The organism is Ensifer sp. ENS10 (assembly GCF_014852025.1).
Taxonomy (GTDB): Bacteria; Pseudomonadota; Alphaproteobacteria; order Rhizobiales; family Rhizobiaceae; genus Ensifer.
Genome location: NZ_JACVAS010000025.1, coordinates 1 through 7,471 on the forward strand (window position 1 = coordinate 1; position 7,471 = coordinate 7,471).

The window sequence follows — 7,471 nt, forward strand, 5'->3', positions numbered from 1 at the left end:
TGTCGCTTCGCGACATTGCCGCGCAACTGGACCAGATGGGCGAACGGCCTGTGCGCGGCGGCAAGAAGTGGCAGCCCTCCTCCGTTCGAGACTTGCTGGACGAAGCCCACCGCTTCGGCCTTATCCGTCGCTGAGGGCCCGGTTCATCAGGCGGCCGATCGCGCGGCTCCAGACCGACGGCAGCAACTTCTCTGAGGTGACGGAAAATCCACTGAATCTGGTAGAGTCCGCCGATCTTCGCCGGTGCCAAATCGCTCAAATAGAAGCCCGCCGATGCGGTTTCGTCACACCCTGCGGTCGGTGGCAGCGATCGCCATCGCCGATCCCGACCTATCGCTTCGCGACATTGCCCCGCAACTGGACCAGATGGGAGAACGGCCCGTGCGCGGCGGCGGGTTCTTCCGGTCCCTGCTCGCTCTCCCCTCCCCGAAAGTTCCTGAACGCCTCATGCGGGAACGGCGGAGCAGCTCCGGCCGCACGCGGCTCCACCAGGCCTGCGATCTCAGCGATGGCAACCAAACCAAAGGCGATCATTCGCTGATGCGCTGAGCCCCGGTCAGCTGTCAGTAGACCAATCGCGTTCGTATCGTTCCAGGAATTTCGCGTAGGGCCTGAAGAACCTCGTCGGCATTTGCGGAAATTCCTTCGGCCTCGACCACCACATAGCCCGTGTCGCCAAGCGTCTGAAGGAACTCAGCGACGATGTTCAGCCCGCGCGACGAGAAGATCTCGTTGAGCTGGATGAGCATGCCGGGGCGGTTTTCATGCACGTGAATGAAACGCGTGCCGTTCGGGCGCTCAGGCAGCTGTACCTGCGGAAAGTTGACGGCGCCCATCGTTGAGCCGATGTCGGAATACTCGACCAGCTTCCTTGAAACCTCCCCGCCGATGCGCTCTTGGGCTTCCTCAGTGGAGCCGCCGATATGCGGCGTCAGAATAACATTGCTCAAGCCTTGCAACGGCGTCTCAAAACGCTCGTTGTTCGATGCCGGCTCCTTGGGGAACACGTCCACCGCGGCACCCGCTAGATGCCCGTCGTTCAGGACTTTCGCAAGCGCATCGAGATCGACCACCGTGCCGCGAGAATTGTTGATGAAGATGGCGCCCTTCTTCATGCGGCGCAATTCGGTTTCGGTGATCATGTTATGCGTCGAGGGTGTTTCGGGAACGTGCATTGTCACATAGTCAGAGATTTCGAGAAGGTCGCCGAGCGAAGCCATCGACTCCGAATTGCCCCGGCGCAGCCGATCGGAAAGATCGAAGTAGCGCACGACCATGCCCATGCTTTCGGCAAGCGCGCTGAGCTGCGATCCGATATTGCCGTAGCCGACAATGCCGAGCGTTTTGCCGCGGACCTCCCGGCTGCCGACAGCGGACTTCTCCCACCCACCTTGATGCGCGGAAGCCGAGCGCGGAAAGATCTGCCGTGTCAGCATGATAATCTCGCCGATCACAAGCTCGGCCACCGATCGCGTGTTTGAATAAGGTGCATTGAACACCGGAATGCCGCGCCGCCGCGCTGCATCCAGATCGACTTGGTTCGTACCGACGGAAAAACAGCCAACGGCGAACAATTTCTTGGCGGATTCGAAAATCTCGTCCGTCAGCTGCGTGCGGGAACGAATGCCGATGATATGAGCGTCGGCGATGTGGCGCTTAAGATCCTTGTCGTCGAGCGCCTTCGGCAAATGAATGAGGTTGGTGTAGCCAGAAGAAGAAAAGTAGTCCACCGCGGTCTGGCTAATGCCTTCCAGCAGAAGCACGGAAATTCGGTCGCGTGGGAGAGACAGTTGGCGGGTCATAAATGTTGCTCCGATTTCCGAAAAGCCGATGTGGCTTCGGCGCCTATGAAGGTTTAAGCGGCCGGACAGGCTAATATCAACACCTTGATACCGCGCACAGATCTCAACGTGCCACGGTTTTCAATGCTTCCTCCCCAAAGGTTGGCAAGAAAGCCATTGATTTGGCCACACTAACGACGAAAAAGAACGGCTGACAACTGACCTACCGGCGATCGCCTGGAACTGCACCCAACGGGGCCAACCGCCCGCTGCATGTCGCGTTCCAGCGGCCACTGAGGGCACGGACTTCCAGGCTCCGCTCTTGAGGATCTGCAGCGCCACGCGGCGGTAGTCGCTACCGCTCCGCGGCTTCAGCTCAGTGCTGCCAGCCCGGGGCGCGGGTGCTAGTTCTTCCTGCCTGCTCCCTCTCCCCTCTCCGGATCTTGCCTCCGATTTAGCACCGAAGTTCTCGGCTTCTTGCGGCTATCCCCTTCCCTTGGTGCGAGCGGCATAGCGCTGGACGATCAATTCCAGCCACCATGTAGCTACACTACAGCTCTCTTCTGCCAGCGTGATTGAGCTATTGACGCACTTGCTATAGCTCATTTTCTCGGTCAAAAGTGAGTTATAGAAAGGAAATCTATAACTCATGAATTGGAGCTGGACACATCAAGGTTGGCCCGACTTCAAGTATGATGCCGCCCGGCTTGCGCCGCTCGAACGGCAGTTCCTCCTCTCGTCGGGCGAAGTCATTGGTGCAATCCGTCATGCCAGTGATGATGACCGCAGCCAGATTCGCATCGAGCTGCTTAGCGAGGAGGCGATCAAGACCTCCGCGATCGAGGGCGAAGTGCTCGATCGTTTAAGTGTGCAATCCTCGCTGCGCAGACAGTTTGGTCTCGAGGCAGACACACGACCTGTGAGGCCACAGGAGCGCGGCGTCGCAGAGATGATGGTTGACGTCTATGCAAACTGGTCCACGCGCTTGGACGATAAAACACTGTTTCGTTGGCACGGGATGTTGATGGCCGGGAACCGTCACCTCGCAACTATTGGCGCGTACCGAACACATGAGGATGCCATGCAGATCGTGTCCGGTCGCTACGATAAGACCGTTATCCATTTCGAGGCTCCCCCATCGATACGCGTACCCACGGAGATGGCGGCATATATCGAGTGGTTCAACCGATCTGCACCCGGGGCTGAAACTCCCCTCCCTGCCCTCACACGCGCCGGGATTGGTCACCTCTACTTCGAAAGCATACATCCGTTCGAGGATGGCAATGGGCGGCTGGGTCGAGCGCTGGCCGAGAAGTCACTTGCACAAAATATCGGGCAGCCCAGCCTCATTGCCTTAGCCTTCACTATCGAGCGTTACCGAAAAGCATACTACGATCAGCTTGAGCAGCATCAGCGGACACTCGATATAACGGAATGGCTTGTCTACTTTGCCGAGACCATCCTTGAGGCGCAGCAGACGACGCTAAAACGCGTCGCGTTTCATCTTGCCAAGGCGCAATATTTCGATCGCTTCCGCGACCAGTTTAACGAACGTCAAGAAGAGGTCATCGCGCGGATGTTCCGCGAGGGCCTCGCTGGCTTTCGAGGTGGTCTAAGTGCGGAAAACTATATCTCGATCACCAACACATCTCGAGCGACTGCCACCCGTGATCTGCAAGATTTGGTCGAAAAAGGAGCACTCACGAGAACTGGTGAACGAAGGCACACGCGGTATTCTCTGAACCTCTAGCGAACAGAAGTCATAACGCTGACCGCGATCCCTAAATGGTCCGCCGTATTCGCTCCAACTCGTCTGTCCACTCCTCCCATTGGTTCCCAGTCGCTCGATCGGCATCGGCGCACGCGACAACTCCCAGCGCTCCGCCTTTCACGTCAGATCGCGCAAGTTGCCGCCGGCCAAGTTGATCTGCCCTGCCCATTTTCCAAAATGCATGCCATGGTGGCCGCTGCGTTCTCCGTCCCCGCACAGGCCTCCGGATAGGCGCTCGGACTGACCTGACTGGGGCTGCCAACCGTGGCATTCCCCTGCCGGAAGCGATGCAGCAGTCGCTGCATAAATCGGTGACCAAGGCGACGAGTTACTACAATAACGCCGAACGAATGAATGGACGAGCGGCCCGGCTGATCGTCTAGGCGAGACTACGCGCCGAACAATGTATCGGCTCGTCTCTCAAACGGTTGCCACTCTTCTGGCTCACCTCCCGCCTCCGATCTATCGCGCAGGTCAGCGGCTACTGCCGCCCTTCCCCAGGCTTCGGCCCGCTGCATAAGCGACGCCATCTCTGCCTTCAAGTGATGCGAGCGTTGGAGGTCGGCGGCGCGCTCGGCATTTTGTCGCGGATCGTAGAACACGCCAATTTGCGCACCGGCCGCCTTTCGCTCCGCTTCCAACTCCGCCGTAAGTGTGGCCAATTCGGCCTTCACCGCAAAATAGCGTTTCATCACGACGATGAGTTCGCGGTCGTCCGTTTTCATCATCGCTCCCGAGATTCTGTTTGCATGAGGACAATGATGATCAACAACAAGGGCAGAATCGCGATGGTTCATTAGACCTCACAGTTTGGCGCAACGAAAAATGTCTGGCGTAGAAGGAGGTGGGCCACCCTAGCGTGAGTGACCGCCAGCGGAGCACGAGGAGCGCTGCCCGTTGGACCGAAGCGCTTCAGGAGGCGTGGTTGCTCCAATAAATGGATAATGGCGTTACCGCGCAGCAAGTCCCTGGGGGCAACGTGAGTTGTGCCAGCGCGCATCAGCCATCAGCATTGGCCAAAGCGAAAACTCGCCGCGCTCGGCCTTTCGCGTCAAATTGCGCTAATAGCCGCCGGCTGAATAGATGTGCCCCTGCCCTTTCGAGAATACACGCTATGACGGCGGCTGCATTCTCCGCTCCAAGAATTCCGCAGGCCTCTCATAGGCGCTCGGACTGACCCCGAGCATCGATCGAACCACGACAGCCGCAGACAAAAGGTCGCGCCAGGTCGCGACCGCACCGTTCGGGCCGCAATCGTGGCCCACCATGGCCAGATAATCCGTGAGGTCGAATAGCTCAAAACCCTGACAGCTGTCAGGGTTTTTGGTCCTCGCCCGCCGGCGATCGTAGCCGCCACGTGAGGATGCCCGAAGATCAGACACCGAGCTGGGCTTGGAGACCACGGCATTTCAACGCTGCCGACGCGGCGGCTATCGGTCTGCGCGCGTAGTGAGATGGAGATGAAGCAGAGGGCCCGGCGTCCTCCTAAGCCTGGGTCTCTCTACAAAACCCTGACAGCTGTCAGGGTTTTGTACTCTCAGAACGGCGCCATCGTCGCCATACGAAATATGCTGCCGGCTTACAAATTCGACGCCGGCGTGCGCGTCATAGTTCGCCTCGATCGTCTCAACTCTTTGCGCCCTGTCACAGATCTGCACACCTGCCCAGTGGGTAGTCGGAGGCCTGAGAGACCCAATAGAGCTTCGCATTCACTCATCCGCATTGAGCGAAAATCACATCCAAAACCCTGACAGCTGTCAGGGTTTTTTGGTCCACCTGAGCCGACTATCGTAGCCGCCATGTAAGGATGCCCGAAGATTACACAGCGAGCTGCGGTCGAAGGCCAGGGCAACTCAACGCTGCCGACGCGGCGACTTTCCGTCTGCTCGCGTAATCAGATGGAGATGAAGCCAAGGGGCCGGCGCGCTTCTAAGCCGGGATTGGCTCTCTAAAAAACCCTGACAGCTGTCAGGGTTTTGTCATTTCAGCGAGTATGCGCTCAGCTGAGCTCCGCTTCATCAACTATACCGATCAGTGCATCGCGCCGCCTCCGGGGCCAACCAGGCGGCTTTTCAATGACTTGAAGCCACGGTGCTTGCCGATGTTCCGAATGAAGTGGACCGAGCCCCCTTCGACCGGCGGTACGATAGCCATATGCCAGATGCATGGCCCGTGTATGGGGCACTCCGCGCCTAGCGCACCCGAATCCGAACCGACCCTTCGAAGCACACTGCCTCCTTTGAATCCTCGGCGGCGGCGAACTCCGCCATTCGATCCTCGGGAGGCGAATTCGATACTGAATGGAGCGTGCGGGCGACACGCACACGAGACATTGTCGAGATCGTCAGCCGCTACCGGATTAGGGCTGTGAAGTCACGCTGGGGCAAGGAGCAGAAAGACGGCTGGCGTCTCAGCGGTGAGCAGATTCCTCGGTCATCCTTCCGCCGCGATTAGAATTCCAGGTTGACTAAGGCCGATCGCAGCAATGGAGTTCATATGCGGTTTCGTTGTTTACTTCTGCGATCGCTTTCGCGATTTCAGGTCTCGGGGGGAGGGCGGACGCCTGTTCGATGTACGCCCCATTGGACCTTGACGATGTCCAATACGCTGATGTCGTGGTCGTGGGGACAAATCCGACTACCGCGTCGTCTTTGATCCCCATGTACGCGAGCGCCATAAATCGTTCGTCGCCAGAAACCCTGAACTTAACAAAACAGCCAAGGAGCCGTCAGGCTTCCTTTCCGATTTCGCCGATTTCAGATCGTGGTCGATGGGGTCTTGCTGGGTCAACCAGGTCATCTGCTTTCGTTGTCATGGGACAATTCAACTTTTGGCGAACCAAAGAGCCTGCCTTCCGGGCCATTTCTTATTGCCCTGCGGGACCCACATTCTCGCATTCCTCCGCTACGCGCAGTGTCGGCAACAGTTTCGCCGAACCCCGAGCTTGGCGCTTTGACATTGTTGCAAGCACCCTGTGCAAGGCCGTTTCTGTTCTCAGTTGACAGCAAGGAGGCCCATTTGCTTCGGGAGAAATTGGCACCGCTTGACCAGCGATAGCTTCATTGCCTGCGCCAATGGACAATGCGACGACTACTATCGTCCCCATGCTTGCTCGGGTACCCTAAAGCGATCGCCTCCGTCTCCTATGCGCGGTACCGAAGTAACGAGCGGACTATGCGGTGTCACCGGGGACCGCTCTGCCAACCACAATCTATCGTTAAAGAACATTGCAGCGGTCTGGGTGGAGATAACATAACGCACTCCAACCGAATGGCGACGCGTCACCAGAACCGCCAGCTCAGCGTCCAGACAAATGTGCCGAAGTTCTGCATTTGCCGTTCCGAGAGCCGTTGGCTAACGCCGCGACGCGATCAAGCGCCAATGCGTAGGCTGATCGACCGCAACTATGTCGGCCGCTAGCGGTAGGATCGCCATATGGCCCGAATAGCAAGCGCATGTACGCTCGCGTAGACGGGGGCAATCGACATGCACCGAACGGCAACGCTAAGGCACGCGATCCGAGAAGGCAACGACGCCTGGACCACCGCCGCAAAGCGTACCGAGTCGAATAGGCCCACGATCGGGTGGCGGATAAAGCGGTGCTTGACGCAGATTTACCTTGTCAGTCTTCGAGGATCATCGGATCTCAATTAGCTGTTTTCCTGCGATGCGACATGGGCCAAGATCGGCGGACTCTACCAGATTCAGTGGATTTTCCGTCACCTCAGAGAAGTTGCTGCCGTCGGTCTGGAGCCGCGTGATCGGTCGCCTGATGAACCGGGCCCTCAGCGGCGGATAAGGCCGAAGCGGTGGGCTTCGTCCAGCAAGTCTCGAACGGAGGAGGGCTGCCACTTCTTGCCGCCGCGCACAGGCCGTTCGCCCATCTGGTCCAGTTGCGCGGCAATGTCGCGAAGCGACA

At 58.4% G+C, this 7,471-nt stretch carries 4 protein-coding genes and 4 pseudogenes; 4 read left to right on the forward strand and 4 right to left on the reverse strand.

Features of this window, described 5'->3' with window-relative positions; translation table 11 throughout:
• Positions 1–134 (forward strand): annotated as a pseudogene (locus IB265_RS36125) (recombinase family protein); the annotation flags it as partial.
• A gap of 151 nt (positions 135–285) precedes the next feature.
• Positions 286–393: pseudogene (locus tag IB265_RS36130) on the forward strand (recombinase family protein); the annotation flags it as partial.
• 170 nt (positions 394–563) lie between these two features.
• On the opposite strand, the gene serA reads toward IB265_RS36130, so the two are convergent.
• Complete coding sequence (gene serA / locus IB265_RS36135; RefSeq protein ID WP_057252917.1) at positions 564–1,802, reverse strand: phosphoglycerate dehydrogenase; 1,239 nt, start codon at positions 1,800–1,802, stop codon at positions 564–566.
• A 628-nt stretch (positions 1,803–2,430) separates the two neighbouring features.
• On the opposite strand from serA, the gene IB265_RS36140 reads away from it, so the two are divergent.
• Both IB265_RS36140 and IB265_RS36150 read left to right on the forward strand, forming a co-directional pair.
• The gene (locus IB265_RS36140) at positions 2,431–3,531 is read left to right on the forward strand and encodes a Fic family protein (protein WP_113738033.1); all 1,101 of its coding nucleotides are present in this window, start codon (positions 2,431–2,433) and stop codon (positions 3,529–3,531) included.
• Positions 3,532–3,797: 266 nt separating this feature from the next.
• Positions 3,798–3,935 (forward strand): annotated as a pseudogene (locus IB265_RS36150) (integrase); the annotation flags it as partial.
• Positions 3,936–3,941: 6 nt separating this feature from the next.
• Here IB265_RS36150 and IB265_RS36155 read toward each other — a convergent pair.
• From IB265_RS36155 to IB265_RS37235, 3 genes and pseudogenes are all read right to left on the reverse strand, one after another.
• Complete coding sequence (locus IB265_RS36155; protein ID WP_246806171.1) at positions 3,942–4,277, reverse strand: hypothetical protein; 336 nt, start codon at positions 4,275–4,277, stop codon at positions 3,942–3,944.
• Between the two features lie 387 nt (positions 4,278–4,664).
• Positions 4,665–4,820, reverse strand: a complete 156-nt coding sequence (gene repC, locus IB265_RS37955; RefSeq protein ID WP_375293118.1) for a replication initiation protein RepC — start codon at positions 4,818–4,820, stop codon at positions 4,665–4,667.
• Positions 4,821–7,337: 2,517 nt separating this feature from the next.
• Positions 7,338–7,471: pseudogene (locus IB265_RS37235) on the reverse strand (recombinase family protein); the annotation flags it as partial.